This window comes from Candidatus Neomarinimicrobiota bacterium, from assembly GCA_021734025.1.
Taxonomy (GTDB): domain Bacteria; phylum Fidelibacterota; class JAANXI01; order JAANXI01; family JAANXI01; genus JAANXI01.
In genome coordinates, this window is the sequence record JAIPJS010000014.1 from 39,308 (window position 1) to 65,537 (window position 26,230).

Consider the following 26,230-nt stretch of genomic DNA (forward strand, 5'->3'; position numbering starts at 1 on the left):
ACAATGAAACGCACAATCATATTGATATTAACACTGACGCTGATGTGGACGGCCTGCTCCGAGAATTCCATGGAGCCGGATTACCAGGAAGAATTAGTTGTGAGCGCCTATCTGTTCACTGGACAGCCCATCGATTCGATACGATTAACCCGGACCTTCGATATCAAAGCCCGCTATAATGCTGACGACGCGGCGGTCTCCGGTGCTGATGTCACGATTTCCGATGACGAAAACGTCTATCAGTTGTCCGAATATAGTCACGCCAAAGGCGTCTACTATCTGCCCGACAGGTCGGTCAGAGTGCAGCCGGGGATGACCTATACCCTGAATGTTGAGTATGGAGACCACGAATTACTGGCGACAACGACCGCCCCGGCGCCGATCGAGATCACCCATTTACCGGCTGATACACTGACGTTTCTGGATCTGGGGCAGAAATTCAGTCTGGAGTGGACCGGTGGTGAGGGCTCTGAGGGTTACTGGATAACCACAGTCGCAACGCCCCGTCCGAAGTCGCCGTACAGCCAGCGCCTGGTGGATTTCCAGGAGCCAGCCATCATTGACTTTCAGCTCGCCCAGTTCGACGGCGATACGCTGGTTGCCTTTTCACCGGTTTCCGGCCACGGAATGGATGGCGTGATGGGTACCTCCGCGGATCTGCCCTGGTTCATGTTCTCATGGTATGGCGAATATCAATTGACGCTGTACGCCGTTGAACAGGAATATCTGGACGTGCTCACCTCGATGAACCAGACAGATACATTTGAGGAACCGAAGTACAACATCTCAGGTGGATTGGGATTGTTTACCGCGGTCTCAACGGATACTGCTTCTGTTTGGGTTCAGAGATAATGAACCAACCTTTCCGGGTATAATATCCGGCAGCCACCGCCTGGGGTTAATATTCATTGGACCAAGGCGGTGGCTGTTTTTCGTCCTGCCATCCCGTATTTTCTTCTAACCGTCTGATGTTCCATGCATTATATTATTTTTTATCCCACAACCGGGGAGTGAGGATTGGTAGTCGATAAGATCGCACTGGACCGGCTGCATTCTATTGGAGGAGACAATCTCGTCAACAAGATGACAGCGCTCTTCCGGGAGAATGTGGAAAACCGGTGCCGGGAAATTTCAGAAGGCGTGGAGTCTTCGGAGACACAACAGATTATCCGCGGATTCCACTCCATCAAATCCAGTGCGGGAAATGTTGGCGCAACCCGCCTCCAGAAGTTAGCGGCAGAAGGGGAAGCAGAAGCCGAGGACTGGGCCCCGGAAAAGGTCCAGAATCATGTGCAATCGTTACGCGAAGAATTCAGAAAGGTTATGGATGAAATTGAGGTTTACAAAGGAGGAACGGCCAAATGAACCGAATCGCATTAGTCGAAGACAACCCCGACAACCGACTCCTGGTGTGTGCTATTCTGGAAGATGATTACAATATCGACGAGTATGAAAACGGTAAGGAAGCCCTGGAAGGTATCGCTGCTCATCCCCCGGATCTGATACTTTTAGACATCTCGCTCCCTGAGATGGATGGAACCGAGGTGTTGCAAAATATCCGATCGACCGATACGTTGGCAGAGATTCCGGCTATCGCACTGACAGCACATGCCATGACAGGAGACCGCGAAAAATTTCTTTCAATGGGGTTTGATGAATACATCACGAAGCCTATTGTGGATGAAGACGAATTACTTAATGTTATTCATAGGTTCCTGGAGTTATGACAGGTGAGAGATAATTCCCGTTGATGCCCTGTGACGCTCCCTATTGTTCGAATGTGAAGCAGGAAGACTTTTAAGGATAAGATCATGCAGAAAGAATTTCCCAGCGAATATCAGCCGGAGCCTGCACGAATTCGTGGTGCCCTGGACAACGTGTTTAAAAATTCATTGCGGCCGGTATCTCTGGGGTTAGGCATATTATATGCTCTTTTCACAGCCAGTCATTACTTCGTGCTCCCGGAGTATGCCGTCTGGCCGATGACCATTATAGCTGGAATAACCGCGATAACATTGCTGTTTACTGCGTGGCAGGTTCAATATTCGGACTTATCCGCAACGGGTGCATATCTGATTGGAGCGGGCATAATTATTTTACTGCTCATAAATACCCTCTTTCACCTTGTCTTGTTAGAAGACGTAAAGCAGACCACCAACATCGTTATAATCCTGATAGGCCAGGGGTTCTTTTTGTTGGCCACGGGATGGTACTACAGCATATTGTTTGTGACTGTCGTCTCTTGGGGAGCGGTCATCCAACTTATCCCGGCGTCTCCTGAAGTGACGCATTATGCTTTTGCGTTGGCCTCCGGTGTGTTGCTGTCCGTATTGCTGCACCACTTGCGCGTTAAGGGGCTTACGCGACTGTATTCCAGCACCTTCGCCGAAGAGTACCATAAAGAGAAACTTGCTGAAACCGTAACAGAACTACGGAAAAGCGAAACCCGGGCCAGGGCAATGTCAGATGCTGCATTTGAGGGGATCGTCTTTAGCGAGGACGACCTCATAATCGACGCCAACCAAAATGTATGCACCATTTTCGGAATGAACCTGGAAGAGATTGTGGGGAAGGCAATCCCCGATTTGATTGCCCCGGGTGATCGGGATAAAGTCAGGGAAAACATTACCAACAGGTATGAGGAGCCGTATGAAGTAAAGGCGGTCAGGGCTGACGGGGATGAATTTCCACTGGAAGTCCATGAAAAATACATGGAATACCGGGATCAGCAGATCCGGGTGACCGCGCTTCGGGACCTGACCAGTCAGCGGCATATGGAAGAAGACGCGCGTAAATTTTCCCGTGCAATTGAGCAGAGTATCAGCGTGGTCCTGATTACAGATACCGAAGCCAGAATCGAATATGTGAACCCGGCATTTACAAAGCTGACCGGCTACACTTTCGAGGAGGTGCGGGGAAAAAATCCGAGCATTTTGAAATCGGGTGAGACTCCGGAATCGGTCTATGAGGAACTCTGGGAGGCACTGAAAAACGGCGGCACATGGCGTGGTGAATTTATCAATGAAAAGAAGAACGGTGAGAAGTTCTGGGAAGCTGCAACCATTACTCCGGTTACTGGATCTGACGGGAATATTACCCATTATATCGCTATAAAGGAGGATATCACCCAGCTCAAGAAGACTACCCAGCGACTCAAAGAGGCGAAGGAGGCAGCTGAGGAGGCCAACCGGATTAAAAGTGAATTCCTGGCGAGTATGAGCCATGAGCTGCGAACCCCCTTAAACTCGGTGATCGGATTTTCCAATATCCTGTTGAAAAACAAAGACGATACACTCACGGACAAGCAGATGACCTATCTTGAGCGTATCAAAAATAATGGGACGCACCTGCTGGAATTAATCAATGATGTGCTGGACCTGTCCAAAATTGAAGCGCATAAAATGACAGTTTCCAAATCTCAGGTGAACATTAAAGATCTGATACTGGAAGTCGCCCACCAACTAAGCGGGCAGGTAAGCGAGGACTTGGAACTGGTTACCTCGCTCCCGGACACGGTGCAGATTATTGAAACGGATCCCCGGAAAATTAAGCAGATTTTGATCAACCTGGCTGGAAATGCAATCAAATTTACCGATACCGGCACGGTGGAAATCGCACTAAAGGTCGATGAAAATTCCTGGCCGGAGCAGCTGGTGGTCAGCGATACCGGGATAGGAATTCCTGAAGAAAAACTGGATACAATTTTTCAAGCGTTCCAGCAGATTGAAAGCGGGACCTCCCGTAATTATCAGGGAACCGGACTCGGCCTGGCGATCACTTCGTCATTATGCGAATTGCTGGGATTCCGGGTTGAGGTGGAAAGTATCGTGGGCGAAGGGACAACGTTCACCATATCTCTGGGCGGGTTAAAAGAAGGGACTGGAGCCGTACTACCGGAGCAAGCTATCGGCACAGATCTTGATGTGGCTGTTGAGCCTGGTGAAACCAACGCAGGAGACCAGGTGGTGCTCATTATCGATGATGACACTGACTCCCGTGTCCTGTTGAGCCACTACGTCCAGGAGTTCGGTTGTGAAGTTATTTCCGCCGGGTCGGGAACACAGGGATTGGAACTTGCTGCGAAAATTCATCCGGACATGATACTGCTGGACCTCATTATGGATCAAATGAGCGGTTTTGATGTATTAAAGAAGATCCGCAGAGATACCGGGCTCAGCGACGTTCCGGTGGTTATCACCAGTATTGTTGCCAGCGAAAACAGGCAGAACCTGCTTGGAGCGGTTGATTTCCTGGACAAACCGGTCAGTCGCAGGCAGCTCCTCCAGTTACTGCGAAAACATTTAAAAGCTCAGAAGACCTCGGTCCTTATTGTCGATGATGACCCGGGGATGCGTGAACTCCTGGCGGACTTTTTACAGGATGAGCCAGTATCACTTCATACGGCTGTCGATGGTAACGACGCTTTCCGGGTCCTGGAACAGGTCCCGGTGGATTTAATTCTGCTGGACATTGTGATGCCAGAGAAAGACGGATTCACTTTCCTGGAGGAGTTGCGGGCGGTCGACCAGTTTATTAACCTCCCGGTAATTGTTATCACCGGAAAAGACCTTTCACAATCGGAACTGGAGCAACTACATTTACACTCTGCAAAGCTTATTAAAAAAAGCGCAACCTTGCAGAACCGGTTGCATGAAGTCATAAGTGAAGCGCTTGTTCGTTTTGAATCCTCAGATTAATTCCATGCATGCGATGATAAAAATCCCGGGACCGGCAGGGAAAGGACTAATGCGATGGATGAACTGAAAGAATATTACCGGAACGCACTCGGAGGCCGCATTGAGGCGCTGGAATCAGCCAGGAAAGCCTTAAGTGATGGAGACTCCGACGCGGAGCAAACCATCCGGCGGATCGCACATTCACTGAAGGGCTCCGGCGGGACGTACGGATTTCCGGAGGTGTCTGCCACCGCCGGAAGTGTGGAGACGGCCGATGAGGAGGATCTCCTGGTGGAGTTATCCTTCTTACTGGAACTCCTCCGGGATATCTCCGCCGGGGAAAAGGACGTTGAGAGGAAAGTGCTGGTGGTGGAGGATGACCCCGAACTGGTCCACCTACTGGAATTAAAGCTCCGGTCTGAACAGCGGGAGATAGTATTTGCGCAAACCGGTGAGGAAGCCAAAACCTTCTTGCGGGATGCCGATTTTTCTCTGGTCATCCTGGATCTGATCCTCCCGGATTATGACGGACGGAATTTGCTCGTAGAGATTCGGGAAACACCGAAGACTGCGGGAATTCCGGTAATTGTGACAACGGCCAAAAGTAATCCCCATATACAATCCGAATGTTATGCCCTTGGCGCCGATGCGTTCTTTGAAAAGCCGTTTGACCCGGAGGCGCTCACTGCTGCGGTCGCCGATAAAATCCACCGGGCAGAAGCGCAGAAAGTTGCCGCCAATAAAGATCCATTGACGGGGCTCCCAAATCGGGCGGGATTCCTGGAGATGTTCGAACAGACGCACAGACTTGCCAGCAGACGACAATCTCAATTGGCTGTGGGCTTTATTGATATTGATCTTTTTAAATCGGTGAACGACAGGTACGGCCATAATATTGGCGATCAAGTTCTGCAAAAGACCGCTGCGATTCTCTCGGATTCCCTCAGAAAATCCGATATTTTGGCCCGCTGGGGAGGGGAAGAGTTCGTGGCCGCTTTTCCCGATACGGATGTGAGCGGGGCGGCCAAAGCATTGGAAAAAGCGCTGGATCATCTGCGGGATCACACCTTTACGGCGCAGGATGAACAATTTAGTGTCACCTTCTCTGCAGGTATCACAGCAGCAGGCGAAGAGCAACTGACCGAAGAGCTCATCGCCGAGGCCGACCGATTATTGTATTTGGCCAAGGAAAATGGTCGAAATCAGGTGCTGTCTGATGAGGCACAGCACGATCCCAGGCCGGATACCATTTTTTTGGCGGAGGACGACGATCTTATCGCCTCGGTTGTTAAACACCGGCTGGAAAAGGCCGAATATCAGGTCGACCACTTTACCGATGGGTTACAAGCATTGGAGGCAGCGAAAGAGGACGGTATGTACGCGTTGTACATCCTGGATGTAAAAATGCCGGGAATGGATGGTTTCGAACTATTAAAAAACATCAGGAGACTCCCGAGCGCAGACGCGGTCCCCGTTGTAATGTTGACTTCCATGGGGAGTGAAAAAGACGTAATCCGGGGTTTTTCACTGGGGGCCGATGACTATATCTTAAAGCCGTTTTCCCCGGGCGAACTAATTTCACGCGTAAACCGATTGATGAAAAAAACATGAATATATTACTGGTGGACGACGACCCGGAAATTCAGTTTTTGACAAAATTCGTATTGGAACAGACCGGCGAATTCGATGTTACCGGAGTTGAGTCCATCGACAAGGCGAAGGTCATGCTCACGGAAATGGTTTTTGAGGGGATCCTTCTGGATGTGATGCTCCCGGACGGCAGTGGCATCGATATGTATGAAGAAATACAAGATAATCCGGAGATCGATGTACCACCGGTGGTTTTCCTGACGGGGAAAGATGCTGGTGAGATCTTTCAGAAGATCAGGTCACTTGGCGCGGCCGGTTTCATCCAAAAGCCGTTTAATCCGGCAAATCTGGCAGAACAGGTTCGTTCAATCCTGCGGCCAGATTGAAATCAAACCTCTCAGAGCCTGTTTTGCCATACACCTTATTTCATTCTAAAGTCGCGATTCAATTACTCAGCCGAATGGCCGTGATTTTGCTCATCCTCACAATACCGGGGGACGCCTATTCCGGAAAAGCTCCCGAAAAATTAACTAGTATCCAGTCTTCCGACCTGTATGCCCAGCATGTACATGCGCTGAACGACTCCGCATCCGGAGAATCGGAAGACAGCAGTAAAGCCGGAGATGCTCACAAAGGCAAAACTTTCTTTGGACAAAAGGACCTCCTTGATTCCGATCGATTTTGGGATTTGAACTATACCGATCGAATTTTATTCACCTTGGGAGTTTCGATACTCGTATTACTACTCTTTGTGGTGATTTTTGCTTTTGTGACCATTGGGTTCCGTATTAAAAATATCCGAAAGGAAAAACGTTGGAAGCAATTAGAAGCAACCTGGGAACCACTGTTAATCAGGGTGCTGGCGGGCGATGAGGCGCTGCAGGAACTCCACGCAAAAGTACGCAAGCCCGATCGGCTCAGATTTGTCGACTTCCTGATGCGTTATACCCAGCACTTTCGTGGGGAGGAACTGGATATCCTCACAGACCTGGCTCGTCCCTATCTGCCACTGGTTGAACGCCAGTGCCGGGATAGATCCTCGGAAGTCCGTGCCAGGGCGGTGAATTCACTCAGCACGCTCGGTTTTCAGGAGTATAAAACAAAAATAGTAAACGCGCTCGACGACCCGTCTCCGCTGGTAGCAATGATTGCCGCCCGGGCGCTGATGCGGAAAGACGAACCGGAACTGGCAGAGCATGTGTTACACAGGTTGCATCGGTTTATACACTGGAGCATCAATTATTTGTCATCGATGCTGGCAGACGTGGGCGCCGCTATTGCTCCGACTCTTCGGAGCATCTTTTCCGACAAGGAATACTCGGTGAAGACGCGCGCTGTGTGTGCCGATGCCCTGAGACAAATCCACGATTTTGAGGCAGCGGCCATAGCCAGAGATGTCCTGTCCAAAGAAACCGATCGCGACGTATGTGCGGCAGCGTTACGATTACTGGATGCGGTAGGTCTGCCGGAACATCTTCCTGCCATTCGCAAATCAACCGACTCCCCGGATTTTGTAATCAGGGCACAGGCATACCGGGCGTTGGGTAACATTGGCGGAAAAGCAGAAATTCCAGTTTTGGAGTCCGCTATGGGTGATCAGGAGCCATGGGTTGCCATCAAGGCGGCATACGGAATTCTTGCTGCCGGAGGTGAACGCCGGCTTATTGAAATTGCGCAATCCGGCGGGGAACAGGCAACACTGGCAAAGCAGGTTTTGTTGGAGTCGGACGCATGATAGAAATTACCCTCAGAATTTTCGTCTTTGGCTTTAGTTTTCTTGTTCTGACGTATTTTTTCGCGTTGAACACCTTCTATATGCTCACCAATATCTTTGCCTTTACGTCCTTGCGGAAATATGCCGGTCGGCTGAAGTCATTTCAGATTAACGAATTGCTCAGTTCCTCCGGAGCGCCGCCGATAACCTTGCTGGCGCCGGCCTATAACGAGGAGGCGACCTGCGTAGCGTCAACCCGGGCCCTCCTGACCTTGAATTATCCTGAATACGAAGTACTGATGATTAACGACGGCTCCAAAGATGCCACTCTGGAGACTATGATTCAGGCATATGATATGGTGCCGGCAGCCCGGGTTCCGACAGCGGGAATCGATACGGCTGGGGTGAAGGAGGTGTATAAGAGCCGAAAAAATCCCAATCTCTGGCTGATAGATAAAAACAACGGCGGTAAGGCAGATGCGCTGAACGTCGGCCTGAATTATTGCAGGACGCCATTATTTTGTGCCATGGATGCGGATACGCTGCTGGAACGGGATGCATTAATCCGGATCGTCCGGCCTTTTCTGGAAGATTCATCCACGGTCGCCGCCGGAGGAATTATCAGGATTGTCAACGATTGCACAGTGGAAAACGGTATTGTTACGGATGTTCGTCTGCCAAAGAATATGCTTGCAAAATTTCAGGTGATGGAGTATCTGCGCGCCTTTCTTTCCGGCCGCATGGGGTGGGATGCACTGGATGCTATGCTCATCATTTCCGGGGCCTTCGGGATGTTCCGGCGATCTACCGTGGTGAATGCCGGGGGATATGCCACGCCCAGAACATCTTTTCATACAGTCGGAGAGGATATGGAGTTGGTCGTGCGGCTGCATAAATATTGTCACGATAACGACTTAGAATACCAGGTGCGCTTTGTCCCCGATCCAGTTGCATGGACGGAATGTCCGGAATCTCTAAAAGTGTTGGGTCGTCAACGGGATCGGTGGCAGCGGGGACTGTACGAGTGCCTGATGGCGCACCGGTCGATGCTGTTTGAGCCCAAATACGGAAAAATCGGAATGCTTGCCTACCCGTACTTTTTCTTCCTGGAGATGTTAGGGCCTGCCATCGAACTTCCGGGCTATTTTGTACTCCTGTATGTTATTATCACCGGGATGGTGTCGCCAGTCTTTGCTATAACGTTTTTTTGGTGGCCGTTGTCTTTGGTATGGTCCTCTCTATAGCTGCCGTGGGATTAGAGGAGCTGACTTTTCGACGGTATCCGAAATTTACGGATCTGCTCCAGCTCTTCGGGTTGGCCGTCATTGAGAATTTTGGATACCGGCAGCTGACCACCTATTGGCGGATCCGCGGGTTTATCTCCGCGCTCCGGGGGAAGACCGGCTGGGGCCAGATGGAGCGAAAAGGATTTGCGCAAAAATCATCGCAAAACCAGAATTAAAGGTGGCGTAATATGAAGCTAACACGCGGGTTACTGTTCTGGGTGGGTATTATAATTTTAACAACCTCAAATCCGGTATATGGGCAGGATGTCAATGTAGATTCGCTTTTCGCGGAGGCCAGAGATGCCGCGTTCGAGCAAGAGAACCGGGAATTGGCGAGACAGCTCAGTATGCGGGCACTGGAGATAAGTCCTGCATATCACGAGATCCGGATTTTCCTTGGGAGACTTTATGCGTGGGACAGCCAATACGAACAGGCGGAGAAACAACTCCAGCGTGTACTTGCCGCAGATCCTGGTAACACAGATGCCAGAGGCGCTCTATTGGATGTCTACATCTGGTCGGAGCAGTATACGGAGGTATTAGAAACGGCCAGAAGCGGATTACGCCGTAATCCGGTGAATGAAAAATTTCTGTACAGCAAATCGTTGGCATTGAGTAAGACCGGAGAACCCCGTCAGGCAATTATTACGCTGAATACTCTTTTACAGGTGGAGCCATCACATGAGCGGGGATTAACACTGTTTAAATTACTGCAGGAACAGCAAGCACTGTATGAGGTTTCCCTGAGTTATCGGTATGATCGGTTTCAAAGCGCTGATGGTCCGTGGAATTTAATTTGTACCGATCAGAACAGGGACCCGTGGCACACGGTGAACGCAGAGATCAACCGGCGATTTGGGTTCGGCCCTGCGATTTTTCGGGTACATCAGGCGAGTCGCTTTGGGCAAAATGACTGGCAGGCGGAATTTGATCTTTACCCGAGTATCAGACAGGGTACGTATGCCTATTTGAATGTGGGATTTGCGGGCGCGGATCTGTTCCCGGAATATCGATTTGGCGGTGAACTGTATCAGAGTCTCCCTAAAGCGTTCGAAGTTTCATTGGGGCTGCGGTATATGAAATTTACCGCCTCGGATGTTGCCGTGTATACAATGTCTGCAGGGAAATACTGGGGAAATTACTGGTTAAACTTCCGCACGTACCTTACGCCCAAAGCGGTCTCGTTTTCCCGGTCAGCCATTTTCACTGCCCGTCGGTATTTCAGAGATGCAGAAAATTATATCGGACTCACCTTCTCGCTGGGCGAATCACCTGATTTGTTGCTGAGTGCCGGGGAAGCGAATAATTTGAGTGCACGGGCTATCCAGATAAATGGTCACTGGAAAATGGGAGCCATGTATGCTCTCAAGTGGAATGTGAGTTTCGCAAATGAAGAATGGCAGACAGAACAATATCTGAAGAACTGCGGAATCGAACTTGGCTTATCGAGACAATTTTAATCAAAGAATTCCCCGAGGTCTCTACCCGCCGCCGACAGGTTGCCTGAGACCTTCATGATTTCAGAAAGAAATGCCATCGCCTGCGAACTGGCTGGCTCCGTAACCCACCGGTCGGAGTCCCCGCCTCACTGGTAGGATCGCCTGGGATAACGTGTTTCTCTCTCCTGGGGATATCTGTTGCTCGGCTTGGCCTCCCCAGGTCGGTTTGTTGCAGCGGTTAATTGTGATCAAAGGTGAGGATGAATTCCTCACCCTGATCAATCCGGAAATCCATTACCGGGAGGATCAGTACCAGCTGGAGGAGGGCTGCCTGAGCCTGCCGGGGATCCAGGTCAACGTAACCAGAGAGTATCTCCTCAAGGTGACGGTTATAGGTATTTCGGGGAATTCCCTGGAATTCGAAGCGAAAGGCTTCCCGGCGAGGATTATCCAGCACGAGGTGGACCATCTGGACGGAGTACTGATTATCGATCATGCTTCCACGATTGAGCGGCAATTACTGGAACGGCAGCTGCGGGAGTTGTCGCAGGGGAGAGCGCCCATTGGATGATTAGAACTTAATAATTTGTGAGAAAACGAGTATTTGGGAATGATTATCTTTGTATTTCGAGTTGGGGTTTCGCAAATTTAAGCGAATAATTCAGGACAGTCTCATGGTTAATGCTTCGAGAAAAAGTGAAGCGCTTTCCCAATCCCCCTGGGGAGGTTTTCCTCTGCCGTTGTCAATACAGTGCTACCATTATACAGATAAACCGCAAATCGTAACCAAAGGAGGAATCTATGGCTGAAGGTGGTTGTGCCAGGCCAACCGGTGCGCGCGTTGGTGAGGCACCCCGTGAACCAGAAGTTGAACAGGCAACTCAACCAAAGGAAAAGACCATGAAACAGGCACAAGTGGGAAAACCGGCCCCCGATTTCGAAGCCCCGGCGTATCATAACGGCGAATTCACCCAAACAAAACTCAGTGATTATCTCGGGAGCTGGACGCTGCTCTGCTTCTATCCCGGCGATTTTACCTATGTCTGAGCAACCGAATTAGCTGCGGTCGCAGCCAAGTATAATGAGTTGCAAGAACTCGGTGTAGAAGTTATTTCAGTCAGTGTCGACAGTCAGTTTGTCCACAAGATGTGGGAAGAACACGAATTATCCAAGATGGTCGAAGGTGGGATTCCATGGAAAATGGCGTCGGACGGTTCCGGTAACGTCGGCAAAGTCTACGGCGTATACGATGAAGACGCCGGTGTAGAACTCCGGGGACGGTTTATCATCGATCCGGATGGTGTAATCCAGGGAATGGAGACGCTCACCCCACCTGTCGGACGTAACATGGAAGAAACGATCCGTCAGGTGCAGGCCTTCCAGCATGTACGTGAAAGCGGAGGTACTGAAGCCACCCCCGCCGAATGGAAGCCCGGCAAGATGACCCTGAAGCCCGGCCCGGAGATGGTCGGTAAAATCTGGGAAGTTTGGAAGCCGAATGGAGAGTAGAGAACTTCCTACTTAGTTAAGTAAAATAACCCGCTTTAAACCGTATGCCTGGCTTAAAGCGGGTTATTACATTCAATTCTTTTTTTGTATTCACTCTTGTAAAAATCTGTCGCATTCCTCACATTGATATAAGTATTGTTTGACATTTTTTGAAAGAAGTATAAACGCTGTTTTAACCCGACAGGAGGTCAAAATGGCGAAATCACAGAAGCAGTTCGAAGGACTATTGGAACAGGCTGGGATTCATCTCAACGGCGAAAATCCCTGGGATATTACAGTCCGGGATGACCGCGTATTTCGACGGGTGCTGGCCGAGGGAGCCCTGGGACTGGGCGAATCCTACATGGACGGGTGGTGGGAATGCGAGGCGCTGGATGAGTTTTTCTACCGGATATTAAAGACCGGACTTCACAGTAAAGTCCGCGGCAACTGGAAGTTCTACTGGCATTTTATGAAAGCGAAATTACTGAATCTTCAGCGCTCAAATCGTGCCTATCAGATCGGCGAGCATCATTACGATCGCGGGAATGACCTGTTCGAGGCTATGCTGGATAAACGGATGAATTATAGTTGTGCGTACTGGCAGAACGCCGAAAATCTGGACGAGGCACAGGAAGCCAAACTTGAACTCATCTGTCGAAAATTGGAACTGGAACCGGGAATGGAGGTGCTGGACCTCGGATGTGGCTTCGGTTCATTTGCGGAATATGCCGCGGAGGAATACGGCGTAGAGGTGACTGGTGTCACCGTCTCCAAACAGCAAAAGCAGTGGTTTGAAGGACACAGAGATCCCTCGTTGCCGGTTGAGATTAAACTTCTGGATTACCGGGAGGTCGAGGGTGCGTACGACCGGGTGCTCTCCATCGGATTTTTCGAGCACGTGGGCTATAAAAATTACCGGACTTACATGAAAACGGTGGATCGGTGCCTCAAAGATGACGGAATTTCGCTGCTGCATACCATCGGCGGGAATGTCAGTTCCGTCACAACCAATCAATGGACGGCAAAATATATTTTCCCCAATGGAATGCTCCCGTCGATCATGCAGATCGGCAAATCCATGGAACGGCTGTTTGTCATGGAAGACTGGCATAACTTTGGTCCGGATTACGATACCACCCTGTTGGCCTGGCACCGGAATTTCGAGGAAGCGTGGCCGGAGTTGCAGCAGAACTACTCCGAACGCTTCCACCGGATGTGGCGGTACTATCTGCTCAGCAGCGCCGGCGGATTTCGCGCCCGGCACACCCAGCTCTGGCAGGTGGTGATGACGAAGGTCGGGCGACCGCAGCCAGAGAGCAGAGTCGACATCCCGGAATCTGAATTGACCACCAACTGGGAAGAAGTACCGGCAAAGAATCAACGCTGAAAGAATCCGCGGATGATCGCTTTGCGCGTCATTCGCGGTGAAATAGTACTGTAATAAAAGATGCCATCCCGCCGAGTTGGGATGGCATCTTTCGGTGAGATAGTTCTCTGGAAAAACAATCTCCTGTTTCATACGTTACAGTGCTTTTCAATCAAAACAATTTTTCGGTAATGAACCAGGAAATCAAATTCTGTAACTCCTTTGACGGGACCCGAATCGGATATGCGACCTCCGGGAGCGGGCTGCCAATTATGATGACCACGAATTGGCTCAGTCATCTGGAATTCGACTGGGACAGCCCGGTCTGGAATCACTGGCTTACCGAACTGTCGGAGCAACATACACTGGTCAGATACGACCAGCGCGGCTGTGGTTTATCGGCATGGGAGACGAATGACCTGTCTCTGGATGCGTTAGTCAAAGATTTGGAAGCAGTGGTGGACGCTTTGGGTCTCGAGAAATTTCCGCTCCTGGGCATTTGCTCCGGGGCGCCGGCGGCACTGGCATACACCGTCCGGCATCCGGACAAGGTCAGCCACCTGATTCTCCACGGCGCATTCGGTTTGCAAAAGCAGCAAAATGTCTCCCCGGAGCGACGCGAACAAATCCAGTCCATGCTGGGACTGATGAAAAGCGGCTGGGGGCAGGACAATCCGGCGTTTCGCCAGTTCTTTTCCACCCTGTTCATGCCGGAGGCCACCTCCGAGCAGATGGATTGGTACAACGAACTCCAGCGCCGATCCACCTCTCCGGATATTGCCGTCAAAATCCTGAAGATGGTCGTAAGCTTGGATGTCAGTGAATTGCTTGGGAAGGTAGAAGTCCCTGCGCTTGTTTTGCATTCCAGGGGAGACGCGGTGGTTTCGTTCGAGCAGGGATGTGAGATCGCGGCGGCAATCCCGGATGCCCGGTTTGTGGCGCTGGAAAGTCAGAACCATATATTGCTGGAAGATGAACCGGCATGGGATCGCTTTCTCACGGAGTTTTACGCATTCATCGGTGGAAAATCAGAACAGAAAAACCCGGAAAATACTGATAATATCTTTCCAGAGCTCACGCCACGCGAAAGAGAAGTACTCGATCTTATTGCCAGGGGAGACAGCAACTCCCAGATTGCTGAGCAGTTGTTTATCAGTCCGAAAACCGTCGGAAATCACATCAACCGGATTTTCAGTAAACTCCAGGTCAGTGACCGTGCGAAGGCCATTGTCCTTGCCCGGGAATCCGGTCTCGGGTAGTCGGAGTCTTCCGTATAACCATTTTTATCCATTTTTTTTGTCTAGGTGTTTGCCCCTATTCCATTTCGCGAATAAACCGAAAAATTTGAAGGCCAGCCCTCACGACATCGTCTCATGCGGATAGTATCTTTTTTGTGCATGGGATTCACCCTGTAAACAGTTAGCACTGGGAACAAATGGAGTGAGGTATGAAGAGATATTTTGTTTTGGCATACGGTATCATTTGCTATGCAGCATTTTTAGTGACCTTTCTGTATACCGTCGGATTTCTCGGCGATTTCATCGTGCCAAAAACGATTAATGCCGGCCCGGCGGTGCCGTTGGCGTACGCAATAGTTCTGGATGCGCTTTTGGTCTGTCTCTTTGGAATCCAGCACAGCGGCATGGCCCGCCGGGGATTTAAACGGCTGTTGACCAGAGTACTTCCGAGGTCCATGGAGCGCAGCACGTACGTATTGTTTACCTGTGCTGTCCTTGGACTGCTGTTCTGGCAGTGGAAACCGATCCCGGTGGTGGTGTGGAACATTAATCTCCCATGGATCCGTTGGGTGATTACCGGAATCTACGGGGCCGGATGGGTTGTCGTACTGGTCTCAGCAAAACTCATCAGCAGCGGGCACCTCTTTGGACTTAAACAGGTTCGAGCATACGTCAGGGGAAAAGAACTGCAGTCGCCGGAATTTCAGACCCCGGGCTTTTACCGATATGTGCGCCATCCGCTGATGGTCGGATTTCTCATGGTATTCTGGGCGACGCCCACCATGACAGCAGGGCACCTTTTATTTGCCACGTTGATGACGAGTTACATCCTCGCTGGTATTCAATTCGAGGAGCGGGATTTGATCAGCCAGTTTGGCGAGCGGTATCGAAAATATAGAAAACAGGTGCCGATGCTTATTCCCCTTACTAAGCAGACACAAGAAAATTAATCTGAATTATTAGTTGATACCAGTGAACAGGAATAAACGGAGGTAAATTATGGAGAATACACAAGTTGAAACAAAAGTTCCGGGGTTAGAAACCAATGGTGAAATCAGTATGCGAAACAGGCAGGAGCCCCTCAAACAGCGCTACCGGGAAGCGCCAGGCGAGGCAAAGATTGTGGACTGGGCGGGAACGGTTGGCGGAACCGATCCCGATGCTGTGCACGGGGAGATCGACTTCGGCCACTCCACAGGCGGCGCCGAAGACGACGCGCTCTATCCCTGGGGAAATCCGGGGGACGAGGAGTACGACGTGCAATTGGAAACCGGGATTCACCGCGCGGTTGGCGGAGATCATGACCTGCCGAATCCGGGGAATCTGCTCTGTGCGGCGCTGGCGACCTGCCTGCACTCGACTATCAGAATGATCGCAAACTATATGCAAATACCTTTGCAGGAGCTGGAAGTGAAGGTCTCCTCAATGGCAGATGTCCGTGGCACCCTGCGTGTCGACCCGGATGTGCCCGTCCAGTTCCAGCAGATGAGGGCGTATATCACCATTCAGGCTGCGGATGGTGTCCCGCAAAAAGCAGTCAAAAAATTGTTGAAAGCGTCCGAATACAGCTGCGTGAATTTACAAACATTGCGCAATGGGGTTGCCGTAGAGACGGAATATGAATTCGGCGAATAATTTCTCCGGATAAAGGGACGCCTAAAAGCTGCCATCCCGCTTCGGCGGGATGGCAGCTTTGCTTTTTGCCTCAGAAAATACTAATTGTTCATCACTGGGGGCCTCAGGTGTCAAAATATAAATTGCACCCCTCCCGGGAATCGAGAGATGTCTCCGGAATTTTCTTCCCTGGTAAACATTGATTCCATAGATTAAAAAATCTATTCTCATCTTTTTTTGCAATGCACAGAAGGAGTAAAAATGAATCGAACAGGCGTCCCCGCAATTATCGTCCTTATCTCCCTGATTTCTCACTGTGCCAGCAAGGATCAAATTCATCCTGGCAGGTATCCAACACCTGAACCAGAGGGAGAACACGCCGAACTGTTTGCGCCGGGAATTATTTCAACGGGAATGTACGAGCGGGATCTCGCCATGACTCCGGACGGCGAGGAGATATATTTCAGCGTAGTACTTGCCCGGAACAATTATACCGCTATTATGGTCACAAAGCGGATGAAAGACGGCTGGGCCGAGCCGGAGGTCACATCGTTTTCGTCTAATCCCGAATGGTGGGATCTGGAGCCGTGCATTTCACCGGATGGGCAGCGTTTTTTCTTTATGTCCAACCGGCCGGATACCGCCAGCGGGGACACTACAGCCGGTGACGAAGATATTTGGGTTATGGAGCGAAAAGATGGTGGCTGGGGAATGCCGCAAAATCTTGGAGAACCGGTCAATTCAGAGGCAGAAGAGTATTTCCCGTCAATCACCACGGACGGCACGCTGTATTTCACGCGTCAGGAGCCGGAAAGTCCTGTTGGTTTTATCATGCGCTCCCGATTAAAGGATGGAGAATATCAAGAACCAGTCCGGTTACCGTCGCATGTCAATTCGGGCCAATCCCGGTACAATGCCTTCATCGCACCGGACGAGAGCTATCTGATTCTCCCAATCTATGGAAGAGATGACAGTTATGGGGCGACCGATTACTATATCTGCTTTCGGGATACTGCGGATAACTGGACGGAACCGGTGAATTTGGGGCCACAGGTCAATTCCGGTGCTCCGGGAGAATATTCACCATACGTCTCTCCGGACGGAGTATATCTGTTTTTTATGTCAGACAGGCTGCCTGCGGCAGGTCAGCAGCCAACCCAATTGTCCCGCCGATTTTTTGAACAAATGCACAGGTCGCCACAAAACGGGAACCCGGATATTTATTGGATTAAGACTGCTGTCTGGGAGGATCTAAAAACCGGTCTCAGAGAATAACAGGAGAATTATTCTACCTGGTTATACGAATAATAAGTTCCGGAATCGGTGCAAAGCAAAAGCGCTGTCATGTGAGCACCAGGGTTGGCATTTTGCGGGGGATCGTAATCTGAATATATTTTTCCTCTGGATAGACGGAATACAATTTAATATTCTCAAGGAGTATGATGAGAGGGCTGGGATTTAATATTTTGGAAACTCTCACATTAATTTCATGAAACTCCGTATCAAAATATTACTCATTGTCGTCGGCATTCTAGCACTCAGTCTGGCGGCGTTAACTGTCCCGCTCTACTGGTACACGCGATCGGCTCTGGAGACGGAATTCGATCAGCAGATGCTGACGCTGCTCCGCCTGGCTAATGAACAGACTGATCCTACACTCCTTGCAACGTTGGACGAGGAACCGGATTTGCCAACCATTCGCATGCGACTCGCCGATCAAGTCCGTCCGTTTGTCATTGGCGGCGTTCGGGGGATCGGGTTTTTTTCCAGAGACGGCAACCAGCTGGTTGCCGCTGGCAGGGAATTCCCGGAAATGTCGCTATTGAAAAAATCAGTGTCCGGGATGAAGGGGACCGCTGAGTCGACTGAGACACAGGTCTCGGAAATTTTTCCCATTCGGGAGGGACGGTATGTCAAATTTGCCATCTCCCCGGTTCATCTGGAAAATGCGGAGACCGTTTACGGCGTTATCTGGGGAGAGATTCAGTTTCTCACGTTCTTTACCCAGTTGGCAGGCACCCTGTTTTGGATCGCATTGATGGCAATTGTCGTTGCCGGTGTACTTGGGGTTCTGTTTGCCCGAAATTTGGTCCGACCAGTGGAAAAATTGGCGACCTATGCCAGTGCCATCAGTAAAAATTTGAGTACACCGCAGGTAACACTGGATAGAAAAGACGAACTTGGGGAACTGAGTAAAGCGTTGAACGAGATGCATGCAGAAATCCGGGAAAACGAGGAGCGGAACCGGGAACTCTTATCCGGTATTGCCCATGAGATTAAAAATCCGCTGGGCGGACTGGAAATCTATACCGGACTGCTCCGGGAAGACCTGGCACCGGACAGCGAGTATGCGGAATACTTTCGGAATATCTCAACATCTCTGAGCAGCCTGAAACATTCAGTCTCCTCGTATCTGGATTACGCCCGACCAGGAAAAAGCAACCTGAAAATCATCACGCTTTCCGAAGTCATCCGTGACGTGCAACATCTCGTACAACCTGATCTGCGCGGCAAGAATATTCAACTCCATTGCAACGGCGATGCGAAAGTCCGGGCGGATGAATCGAAAGTACGGCGGGCCCTGCTGAATGTATTGAACAACAGTATCGAATCGATATCTGAATCGGGCAAAATTTCGATAACAGTTACCGAAGAAGAGGATCAGGTCTGCCTGAAAATATCTGATACTGGATCCGGTATCGCGCCGGAGGACAAGGAATCGATTTTTGAGCCGTATTTTACCACCCGGGAAAAGGGCTATGGCCTCGGTTTGCCCATCGTAAAGAACATGGTTGAGGAAATGGATGGCACGATTTTCGTAAGAAGTGAAGTCGGACAAGGAACAACTGTGACCATGAGATTTCCGGGGGTAAAGGCAGATGAATAACTCCGAAATGAGAATTTTGGTGATCGAAGATGACGAAACCATGCGATCCGGCATCGAAACCGTGTTGAGAAAATCCGGATATACCATCGAAAGCGCGGCAGACGGAAATACCGGAAGTCGCTTGTATCGCGAAACACAGCCCGAACTGGTAATTACGGATCTCAAACTCCCAGGGAAAAGCGGTATGGATCTGTTACAGGAGTTTAAAGCCTCTAATCCGGACGTTCCGGTCATCCTGATCTCGGCGTACGGTACTATTGACATCGCGGTGAATGCATTGAAACTGGGCGCCAGGGATTTTATTGCCAAGCCGTTTACCATCGATGAACTGCGAACGAAGGTGGAGCATGTGTTGGAAGGAACGGTGAGGAGCGATGCGGAGGGAAAAAACGTATTCCATGAGATGGTCGGCACAACACCTGTCATGCAGGAACTGTTCGGGAAAATCCGGGATGTGGCCAGAGTTGATAGTCCGGTGTTGATTACCGGGGAAAGCGGATCGGGGAAGGAACTGGCAGCCAGAGCTATTCACAGGGAGAGCCACCGAAGTAGCGAAAAATTTTTGGCAGTGAACTGCGGTGCACTCACAGAGACACTGCTTGAAAGCGAACTATTCGGCCATGAGAAGGGTGCCTTTACCGGGGCGGTACAACAACATAATGGAGTGTTTGAACAGGCGGATCACGGAACGATATTTCTGGATGAAGTCGGAGAGATCTCGCCCCGGATGCAGGTGAAATTACTCCGGGTGTTACAGAATCATACCTTTCATCGGGTTGGCGGTGGAGAAGAAATACAGGTGGATATCCGCGTAATCGCTGCAACAAATCAAGATTTGAAGGAGGGAATCAGGCAGGATAACTTCAGAGAAGATCTGTATTACCGCTTGAATGTTGTGCCGCTGTATATCCCGCCACTCCGAAATCGAACGGACGATATTCCGGCACTGGTCAGACGGATTACGCAAGAAAAATCGAGTCTGCTTGGACGACAGTTACCCGAATGGACAGAATCTGCGGTGGAAAAATTACAAAATTATGCCTGGCCCGGGAATATTCGGGAGCTGGAAAATTTTCTGGAGCGCCTGCTAGTATTCAACCGGACGGACAGGATTACTGCACGGGATATCTATCTGGATGATCTACAAGATAGGGACACTCTGCCAGATGGTTCTTTGCCGGAGGTGTTGGAATCTACGGAATACAAAATGATCCTGAATGCACTGAAAAAAGCAGGCGGCGTTAAACAGCAGGCAGCTCGTCTGTTGGGAATCAACACCAGCACACTTTATTACAAAATGGAAAAGTACGGAATTCAGGATGAAGCAAGTTCATAAAATCGTATTGTGCGTAGTGTTCTTCTTCACCTGGGGGAATTTATTACCGGCCCAGGAACTTGAAACGGCCTGGCAGGAGTACATCAGTGCGGAAACACGGTATCAGGACCTTATGGAGCAACGCCGGATATATGAAGGGCGGCAGCAGTCCCTATTGGAACGGCAACAGCGGCTGCGGGATAACCATCGCTGGTATAACGGCTGGATTATCAATATGCAGCAAGCCGGTGTAAGCGAGGACCTGGTCGTAGTGGCGGATTCGCTCAGGGAAATTAGCCGCCGGTTACAGAGCCAGAATGCGCAAAGGGACAGTTTATTTGAAGAATTAAAGGCAACATACCAGGATGTTCTCAGGAATCCGCAGCAGCAGGATATGCCCTCCGGACAATTTCGCGAGTTGACGAACGTCATTATCAAGTCGTTAATAACAAAAAACCCGACTACCGGAGCGCTGCCGGACTATACCGATATCGTTAATAATTTGTACCAGGATTCTGAAACCCGACAGACGGTGCTACAGGATTTGCAGCGGGTGCTTGAGAAGAAAATTGTGCTCTTGGATTCCCTGATGACTTCACGACGCAACGATCTGTCCCTGCTCCGGAGCATGGAAGAATTTCAGGAGAATATTCAACTCCAGAGTCAGACTGACGCTGACGTAAGTCGAGCAGGAGAAGTTGGGGGGAATACTAGAGCGGGAGAATCCGGTCCCTCTCAGGGATATTTCAACGACTACAATTCAGGTATAGAGACATCAGCTGACCGGATAGAGAAAATCGACGAAGAAGGCCAGGACTTCCAGCAGGTACCGGCGAAAGTTGACGTTTCACCTGGAAGTAAGACTGCCGTCAAAGAGGATATTGACCGGTTAGAGCGGAGCCGTAACGAATATCAAAGATTGCTGGAAAGCATCCGGAAGGAACTGAAAGATTAAGCGTGCTCCGGTGCTCGCTACGGGAATCTGGCTGGGATTGCTGTTTTTCACGCCTGGGATTGTTTTAGCTGTCAGCGGACTCTTTTCCGTCGCCCCTTCGTTCGATTCCAACGTATTTGAAAGTGCTGCGGTGTCATACACTTCATTCGGTGCCAGGGTCACGGGACGGCTTGGGCATAACCTGGAGTTTGACAGGTTCTCCGTGTCCGGCGATATTACCTCTCAGCTGGACCTGGAATCCACCTATTTCAACGAGAGCAAATTAGTTATCTCACCGAAACTGTCCGGAGTTTACCAAGTTAACAAGAATTTTCGGTTCCGATCCGGATTTGAGCATTTCCAGAAGTCCTTCCGAGGGCAGGGGCGGACCTATACCTGGTCGAGGTACGATATTGCCGGAGAAAAACGTATAACTCACCGGCTTTCAACCTCTATGGGAGCAGGCTATCGACTTTACCGGATACAGCGTGGATACCGGTATGCTTTTACAAATCCGAATCTGAATTTGGGAATTTTCTACCAGGCCGCTGACAATCTTACCACAAGAGTCACTGCACAATATTTTGGAATGCGTTCGGAAGATTATCCGGCGTTTACCGTGGATGAGGACTCGTTATTGGTCCCGAACAGTTCATATCAACGGGACAGTGGATTTACAGGTGTACTCCGAATCCGATATACCGGGCGGATAATTATGAGTGGAGAATGCGGATACGAATTGAGAACCTCTAACAGCGTTCTGGGGGAATTTGCACAGTTCCGCGCCGGGATGACGATCTCCGGCCGGTTGTCAAAAAATATGCTATACCATCTGGCGGGGTATCTGGCTAAAAAGCGGTATGCAACGACGATCACCGGAGGGCGTACCCAATATCGCGATCCGGAACAGCCTGCGCAAAACAGGTTGTATCTCAGGATTGAACGAAAATATGCCCCGGCCTCTGCACTGTATTTCCAGATCAGTTACCTGAATAACGAAACACTTGTCAATAGAGTGTATTACAACAAAGCACTGGTGGAGATCGGATTTAAGTATTCCCTGCATTGATGGTTTGGTCGTACGGCATGCTTTCTCATGAGAAGCATTCCATTGTCGATTCTTGAGGGGGGGAGTCGGTAACGGTGGTGAGATAAGTAAACCCTGCTACGTAAAAGTTCTTTGGCAAAATTGAGTAGACACACAATACATGTCCAGATTCGACAGTGATACATTCCCGAAGACTTTGAGACATTAACATCACTTCATCTTTCAGAGTTTTGAAAATTGTTTCAGAAATCTGAAGGGCGAAGTACGCTTTTCTGATCCTCGAAAAAGAATTTTCACCGGACAAATCCGGCGGAACAGCGTTTTGCGGGCAGGTTCATTTGTTGAGGTTCGCCGGGGAACCGGGCAACATGATGTATGGCATACGGTTTGTGAAATGACTAGTAACTACTGATAATCCGTTCATTTCGTATGGAGCCATATTGATGAAAAAGACGCTTTGCATTTTTCTGTGTTTGCTCAGCATTAAGGTCTTCGCCTGGTACCCCGACTATTCGGTAATGGCCACCGATTTTCGTCTGCCCGGCGATTTTCTGCAGCCTATGCAGATGACCTCAACCCGTCAACTTGCCTTCGGACCGTTCTTTCGGTATTTATATCAGGAACCGCTGGATCAGGCTTTTCAGAATGCAGCGTTTTTAAGCAGGTTGGAAAACCAGTATATCTATATGGATGTCGCCGGGAACCATACTTCTGACCCACGGAAGCAGTTTAACCCATATGAGAATTACGATGTTATGCCGTACTACTGGTCTCCTTTCAGGGAAGTCAGCGAGCCCGGGAGCCGTGAGCCGCTGTTACGTCTGGCCTTCTTTGGAAAACCACAGGGGGAGAGCTCTCCCGTATCCCTGGGAGCGACATTCGAATATTATTACGATCAACAGAAGTTCTATCAACCGTATTGGTATCGGTACGGTTGGTTTGCAGAGGATGCTGTTGGAATCCGCTATTCCACGGCGGAATCCGATCCTTATAACGATTACCGTCAGGTGGAATCAGGGGACAACGCCACTATCCAGCGCGGCGTCGGAATCAACGGATTCGCGGCATACGCAATTAATTCCGGCTTATCTCTGGGACTGCGGTATGGGTTGTTGATCAAAGATTCCGACGGGAATTATCTGGATATGGATAGACATGACGAGAACAATTGGGCCGATGAATATTTAAGTTACTCCCGACAAAAAGAAAACCGCGTCCAAAACAGGATGACACACGATATTGCCGTCGGCGTGATTGGTAAACCTGAGCCCGACAGAACTATCGGAATTAATGTTGGTTTTATGACCGGCGATGTGACCCGGGAGTATTCCTCGGCGGATTCCTCGCGGTATTATTCGTATCGATACATCGGTCCCGATTCGGTGAATTACCGTGAATCGTTTAGTCATGGGAAATCTGCCAGCGACAAGGAATGGGCGTATGACGGATTCACGCTTTATTCATCAATTCATGGTACCAGAGAAATCAACCCGGAGACGACTCTGCGTTACGCCATCTATGGAGAACACCGGTATGCGGATCTTGATGAATCCGAATCCACCTGGGGACGAAGTTATCGCGATTACTATTATTGGGACGACTACAACAATGCGCCGTATCAATATACCAACGAATCCTGGTCGGAGTTGGAGCGAACGGGCACCGGATCATTCCGGTATAAGCGCTATACGGGATCGGTCGGTGCCGAGTGGCGGATTGAGACCTATCTCCGGTTTTTTGGCGGTATTTATGGTGATTTCCGGAAGGACAAGAAACGCGCGACAGAACCTTTTGTCGGCGAAAAATTTAGCGCGTATGATCGCACGGGCACCTCCAATCCCGGTTACCATTCCATCCGGGAAAAGGATGATAAAAAATTCAGGTGGTCCCGTGAAGAAACCTACCTGACCTTTGCCGTTCCCACAGGCGCAATAGTCGAAATCGGTAACAGTGTGGAATTCCAGGTGGGGCTGACAAAACTGATACGAACCATCGAGGCCAATGAAGGATACGATCTGATTGTGTTTCATGATGAGGAAATCCGGACGACTAACGGTGAAACAACGACACAGTCTGATCGCTCCTACGTTGAGGGCCATGACTTCCCGCGCACCAATAAATTCATTGAAGAATACCAGATGAATGCAGGCATTACCCTGAAATACAAGGATGCCTTGCGCATTACCGGGGCGTTGCGTGAATCCATTCTGGAACCCAAGGAGTTTAAAATCGGCATGGAATTTCTGTTTTAGGTACTCGTAAAATGTTCGTCGAAGGGACTGATTTTACCTGGTTGGACTCGGCGTATTCTACCGCCGGATATTACCGTCTGTTTGTTGATGGGGAAATGGATGGAGCGAATGCCGTGTACGAATTGTTCCTGGTCCGTGGTAACGCCTGTAGATCTCTGGGAGAGTAAAGTACAATATAATGAGGTTTCCGAAAGAATACGGAAATATTTGAACTTCTGATTCGGACACTTGGATGAATATGCCAATGAAGATTTTTCACATTCTGCTTGCCGGATTCGGAGGAATTGTAGTTATAATTATCATCTTGGATCTGCCAGAGATGGGAGGGCTGTTAACGTATTTGCGGTTGATCCTAGCAGCATTCATTATTGGGCTGGTCTGGACAGCGCGCGGAGCGGTGGTGGATTTGTTCGATAGTGGTGAAAATGATAAATAACATGTTGTGGCAAACTGAAATCAGGTGAGTCAGTAAATGAATAAGTTAACGATGGTTCTCGGATTACTCGCTGCGTTCACAATCAGTCAAAGCTGTGACTTGCCATCGAGTCCCGGCGCTGGTGGAGAGCGGGTTGCCTGGTTCTCCTTCGAACCGGATGAAGATAATGAAAAGTGGGCAGGATACGGGGATGAATTACGTCGTGAAGATACCCCACCGGTTGGAAGAAAATATTCTCTGTTTGTTTCCGGCGGATGCACCATCCCACACCTATCTCTGGAGCTGCCCGTGAATGCGACCGGAGCATATTATAGTATCAGCGCATGGGGAAAAGTCGTGTATGCGGGGGGCGGAATAAAGTTGCACAGAAAAAGTCAGAATTTGATGGATGGGGAAGCAATTGCCGTCAAGGATTCAACCTGGACACACTATAATGCAGAGGAGAAGGTCTACTGTTCCGAAGGCGACACGCTCGTGATCAGCATGTATTCCGGCGGATTTGTTGCTGGTGGGATGTTGGTGGATAAGATTGAAATTTATCAGATCGATACTGGAATGAATCCACTGGAGGATTGACATATAAATCATAGATACATAGATAATTTCACTAGGTAGTTCTTCCCATAATTTTTCCGGGGAAGCTATCCCGATGGCCCCATTCCCGTCCGGCAATAGTATCGTCGGAACGGTTTTCGGCGGCTTCCCCGGTGTATTTTCCGGATTTGAGTGATATATCTTAAGAAATATTCCGTTGCCGATTCCGTATCGTCATCGGGACAATCACTGACAGTAGATTACCCATACGGAATACGTAATACGCAATACGAACAATGGTGCAGTACCAAATTTGATGGCTTTTATCCGAACATCTGAATACTATAATACTAACTCACAGCCATTTGCAATTCACCAGTTTTGTCGGCATATTAATTTCTCAGATTTCA

The 26,230-nt window shown here is 49.8% G+C and carries 24 protein-coding genes and 1 pseudogene; all 25 read left to right on the top strand.

Going from position 1 to position 26,230, the window contains the following annotated elements:
• Positions 1 to 3: 3 nt before the first annotated feature.
• Entirely contained in the window at positions 4 to 852 is an 849-nt protein-coding gene (locus K9N57_13500) for a DUF4249 domain-containing protein (protein ID MCF7805197.1), read from the top strand.
• Positions 853 to 1,017: 165 nt separating this feature from the next.
• Positions 1,018 to 1,365, top strand: a complete 348-nt coding sequence (locus tag K9N57_13505) for an Hpt domain-containing protein (GenBank protein MCF7805198.1) — start codon at positions 1,018 to 1,020, stop codon at positions 1,363 to 1,365.
• Entirely contained in the window at positions 1,362 to 1,727 is a 366-nt protein-coding gene (locus tag K9N57_13510) for a response regulator (protein MCF7805199.1), read from the top strand. The genes K9N57_13505 and K9N57_13510 overlap by 4 nt, the downstream gene beginning before the upstream one ends.
• Before the next feature lie 84 nt (positions 1,728 to 1,811).
• The gene (locus K9N57_13515) at positions 1,812 to 4,697 is read left to right on the top strand and encodes a PAS domain S-box protein (GenBank protein MCF7805200.1); all 2,886 of its coding nucleotides are present in this window, start codon (positions 1,812 to 1,814) and stop codon (positions 4,695 to 4,697) included.
• Positions 4,698 to 4,751: 54 nt separating this feature from the next.
• Complete coding sequence (locus tag K9N57_13520; GenBank protein ID MCF7805201.1) at positions 4,752 to 6,287, top strand: response regulator; 1,536 nt, start codon at positions 4,752 to 4,754, stop codon at positions 6,285 to 6,287.
• Positions 6,284 to 6,652 carry a response regulator gene (locus K9N57_13525; GenBank protein MCF7805202.1) on the top strand — a complete coding sequence of 123 codons (369 nt, stop codon included), beginning with the start codon at positions 6,284 to 6,286 and terminating at the stop codon, positions 6,650 to 6,652. The genes K9N57_13520 and K9N57_13525 overlap by 4 nt, the downstream gene beginning before the upstream one ends.
• Positions 6,653 to 6,675: 23 nt before the next feature.
• The gene (locus K9N57_13530; GenBank protein MCF7805203.1) at positions 6,676 to 8,001 is read left to right on the top strand and encodes a HEAT repeat domain-containing protein; all 1,326 of its coding nucleotides are present in this window, start codon (positions 6,676 to 6,678) and stop codon (positions 7,999 to 8,001) included.
• Positions 7,998 to 9,442 (top strand): annotated as a pseudogene (locus K9N57_13535) (glycosyltransferase). The gene K9N57_13530 and the pseudogene K9N57_13535 overlap by 4 nt, the downstream one beginning before the upstream one ends.
• Positions 9,443 to 9,454: 12 nt before the next feature.
• The gene (locus tag K9N57_13540) at positions 9,455 to 10,726 is read left to right on the top strand and encodes a YaiO family outer membrane beta-barrel protein (GenBank protein MCF7805204.1); all 1,272 of its coding nucleotides are present in this window, start codon (positions 9,455 to 9,457) and stop codon (positions 10,724 to 10,726) included.
• A gap of 208 nt (positions 10,727 to 10,934) precedes the next feature.
• A complete protein-coding gene (locus tag K9N57_13545; protein MCF7805205.1) occupies positions 10,935 to 11,276 on the top strand; it encodes a peptide deformylase in 342 nt (113 codons plus the stop codon).
• A gap of 230 nt (positions 11,277 to 11,506) precedes the next feature.
• Positions 11,507 to 11,752, top strand: a complete 246-nt coding sequence (locus tag K9N57_13550) for a redoxin domain-containing protein (GenBank protein ID MCF7805206.1) — start codon at positions 11,507 to 11,509, stop codon at positions 11,750 to 11,752.
• Positions 11,753 to 11,851: 99 nt separating this feature from the next.
• Entirely contained in the window at positions 11,852 to 12,214 is a 363-nt protein-coding gene (locus tag K9N57_13555; GenBank protein ID MCF7805207.1) for a redoxin domain-containing protein, read from the top strand.
• A 193-nt stretch (positions 12,215 to 12,407) separates the two neighbouring features.
• Positions 12,408 to 13,583, top strand: a complete 1,176-nt coding sequence (gene cfa, locus K9N57_13560) for a cyclopropane fatty acyl phospholipid synthase (protein MCF7805208.1) — start codon at positions 12,408 to 12,410, stop codon at positions 13,581 to 13,583.
• Between the two features lie 170 nt (positions 13,584 to 13,753).
• On the top strand, positions 13,754 to 14,821 hold the full coding sequence (locus K9N57_13565; GenBank protein ID MCF7805209.1) for an alpha/beta fold hydrolase: 1,068 nt from the start codon (positions 13,754 to 13,756) through the stop codon (positions 14,819 to 14,821).
• A 188-nt stretch (positions 14,822 to 15,009) separates the two neighbouring features.
• A complete protein-coding gene (locus K9N57_13570) occupies positions 15,010 to 15,750 on the top strand; it encodes an isoprenylcysteine carboxylmethyltransferase family protein (protein MCF7805210.1) in 741 nt (246 codons plus the stop codon).
• Between the two features lie 49 nt (positions 15,751 to 15,799).
• Entirely contained in the window at positions 15,800 to 16,435 is a 636-nt protein-coding gene (locus tag K9N57_13575) for an OsmC family protein (GenBank protein ID MCF7805211.1), read from the top strand.
• Between the two features lie 240 nt (positions 16,436 to 16,675).
• A complete protein-coding gene (locus tag K9N57_13580; GenBank protein ID MCF7805212.1) occupies positions 16,676 to 17,689 on the top strand; it encodes a hypothetical protein in 1,014 nt (337 codons plus the stop codon).
• Between the two features lie 214 nt (positions 17,690 to 17,903).
• Positions 17,904 to 19,301, top strand: coding sequence for a HAMP domain-containing histidine kinase (locus K9N57_13585; GenBank protein ID MCF7805213.1), 1,398 nt, complete (start codon positions 17,904 to 17,906; stop codon positions 19,299 to 19,301).
• The gene (locus K9N57_13590; protein MCF7805214.1) at positions 19,294 to 20,637 is read left to right on the top strand and encodes a sigma-54 dependent transcriptional regulator; all 1,344 of its coding nucleotides are present in this window, start codon (positions 19,294 to 19,296) and stop codon (positions 20,635 to 20,637) included. The genes K9N57_13585 and K9N57_13590 overlap by 8 nt, the downstream gene beginning before the upstream one ends.
• Positions 20,621 to 21,571: a hypothetical protein gene (locus K9N57_13595; GenBank protein ID MCF7805215.1), complete on the top strand. Its 951-nt coding sequence runs from the start codon at positions 20,621 to 20,623 to the stop codon at positions 21,569 to 21,571. The genes K9N57_13590 and K9N57_13595 overlap by 17 nt, the downstream gene beginning before the upstream one ends.
• A gap of 10 nt (positions 21,572 to 21,581) precedes the next feature.
• Positions 21,582 to 22,619: a hypothetical protein gene (locus K9N57_13600; GenBank protein ID MCF7805216.1), complete on the top strand. Its 1,038-nt coding sequence runs from the start codon at positions 21,582 to 21,584 to the stop codon at positions 22,617 to 22,619.
• 422 nt (positions 22,620 to 23,041) lie between these two features.
• Complete coding sequence (locus tag K9N57_13605; protein MCF7805217.1) at positions 23,042 to 24,850, top strand: hypothetical protein; 1,809 nt, start codon at positions 23,042 to 23,044, stop codon at positions 24,848 to 24,850.
• A gap of 11 nt (positions 24,851 to 24,861) precedes the next feature.
• On the top strand, positions 24,862 to 25,017 hold the full coding sequence (locus K9N57_13610; protein MCF7805218.1) for a hypothetical protein: 156 nt from the start codon (positions 24,862 to 24,864) through the stop codon (positions 25,015 to 25,017).
• 77 nt (positions 25,018 to 25,094) lie between these two features.
• Positions 25,095 to 25,286 (top strand): hypothetical protein, encoded by a 192-nt coding sequence (locus K9N57_13615; protein MCF7805219.1) that lies wholly within the window; start codon positions 25,095 to 25,097, stop codon positions 25,284 to 25,286.
• A gap of 36 nt (positions 25,287 to 25,322) precedes the next feature.
• Positions 25,323 to 25,862, top strand: a complete 540-nt coding sequence (locus tag K9N57_13620; protein MCF7805220.1) for a hypothetical protein — start codon at positions 25,323 to 25,325, stop codon at positions 25,860 to 25,862.
• Positions 25,863 to 26,230: the final 368 nt, after the last annotated feature.

Coding starts and splice junctions, on each gene's coding strand:
- K9N57_13500 (MCF7805197.1), top strand. CDS start 4: ATGAAACGCACAATCATATTGATATTAACACTGACGCTGATGTGGACG.
- K9N57_13510 (MCF7805199.1), top strand. CDS start 1,362: ATGAACCGAATCGCATTAGTCGAAGACAACCCCGACAACCGACTCCTG.
- K9N57_13515 (MCF7805200.1), top strand. CDS start 1,812: ATGCAGAAAGAATTTCCCAGCGAATATCAGCCGGAGCCTGCACGAATT.
- K9N57_13520 (MCF7805201.1), top strand. CDS start 4,752: ATGGATGAACTGAAAGAATATTACCGGAACGCACTCGGAGGCCGCATT.
- K9N57_13525 (MCF7805202.1), top strand. CDS start 6,284: ATGAATATATTACTGGTGGACGACGACCCGGAAATTCAGTTTTTGACA.
- K9N57_13540 (MCF7805204.1), top strand. CDS start 9,455: ATGAAGCTAACACGCGGGTTACTGTTCTGGGTGGGTATTATAATTTTA.
- K9N57_13550 (MCF7805206.1), top strand. CDS start 11,507: ATGGCTGAAGGTGGTTGTGCCAGGCCAACCGGTGCGCGCGTTGGTGAG.
- K9N57_13555 (MCF7805207.1), top strand. CDS start 11,852: ATGTGGGAAGAACACGAATTATCCAAGATGGTCGAAGGTGGGATTCCA.
- cfa (MCF7805208.1), top strand. CDS start 12,408: ATGGCGAAATCACAGAAGCAGTTCGAAGGACTATTGGAACAGGCTGGG.
- K9N57_13565 (MCF7805209.1), top strand. CDS start 13,754: ATGAACCAGGAAATCAAATTCTGTAACTCCTTTGACGGGACCCGAATC.
- K9N57_13570 (MCF7805210.1), top strand. CDS start 15,010: ATGAAGAGATATTTTGTTTTGGCATACGGTATCATTTGCTATGCAGCA.
- K9N57_13575 (MCF7805211.1), top strand. CDS start 15,800: ATGGAGAATACACAAGTTGAAACAAAAGTTCCGGGGTTAGAAACCAAT.
- K9N57_13580 (MCF7805212.1), top strand. CDS start 16,676: ATGAATCGAACAGGCGTCCCCGCAATTATCGTCCTTATCTCCCTGATT.
- K9N57_13585 (MCF7805213.1), top strand. CDS start 17,904: ATGAAACTCCGTATCAAAATATTACTCATTGTCGTCGGCATTCTAGCA.
- K9N57_13590 (MCF7805214.1), top strand. CDS start 19,294: ATGAATAACTCCGAAATGAGAATTTTGGTGATCGAAGATGACGAAACC.
- K9N57_13595 (MCF7805215.1), top strand. CDS start 20,621: ATGAAGCAAGTTCATAAAATCGTATTGTGCGTAGTGTTCTTCTTCACC.
- K9N57_13605 (MCF7805217.1), top strand. CDS start 23,042: ATGAAAAAGACGCTTTGCATTTTTCTGTGTTTGCTCAGCATTAAGGTC.
- K9N57_13610 (MCF7805218.1), top strand. CDS start 24,862: ATGTTCGTCGAAGGGACTGATTTTACCTGGTTGGACTCGGCGTATTCT.
- K9N57_13615 (MCF7805219.1), top strand. CDS start 25,095: ATGAAGATTTTTCACATTCTGCTTGCCGGATTCGGAGGAATTGTAGTT.
- K9N57_13620 (MCF7805220.1), top strand. CDS start 25,323: ATGAATAAGTTAACGATGGTTCTCGGATTACTCGCTGCGTTCACAATC.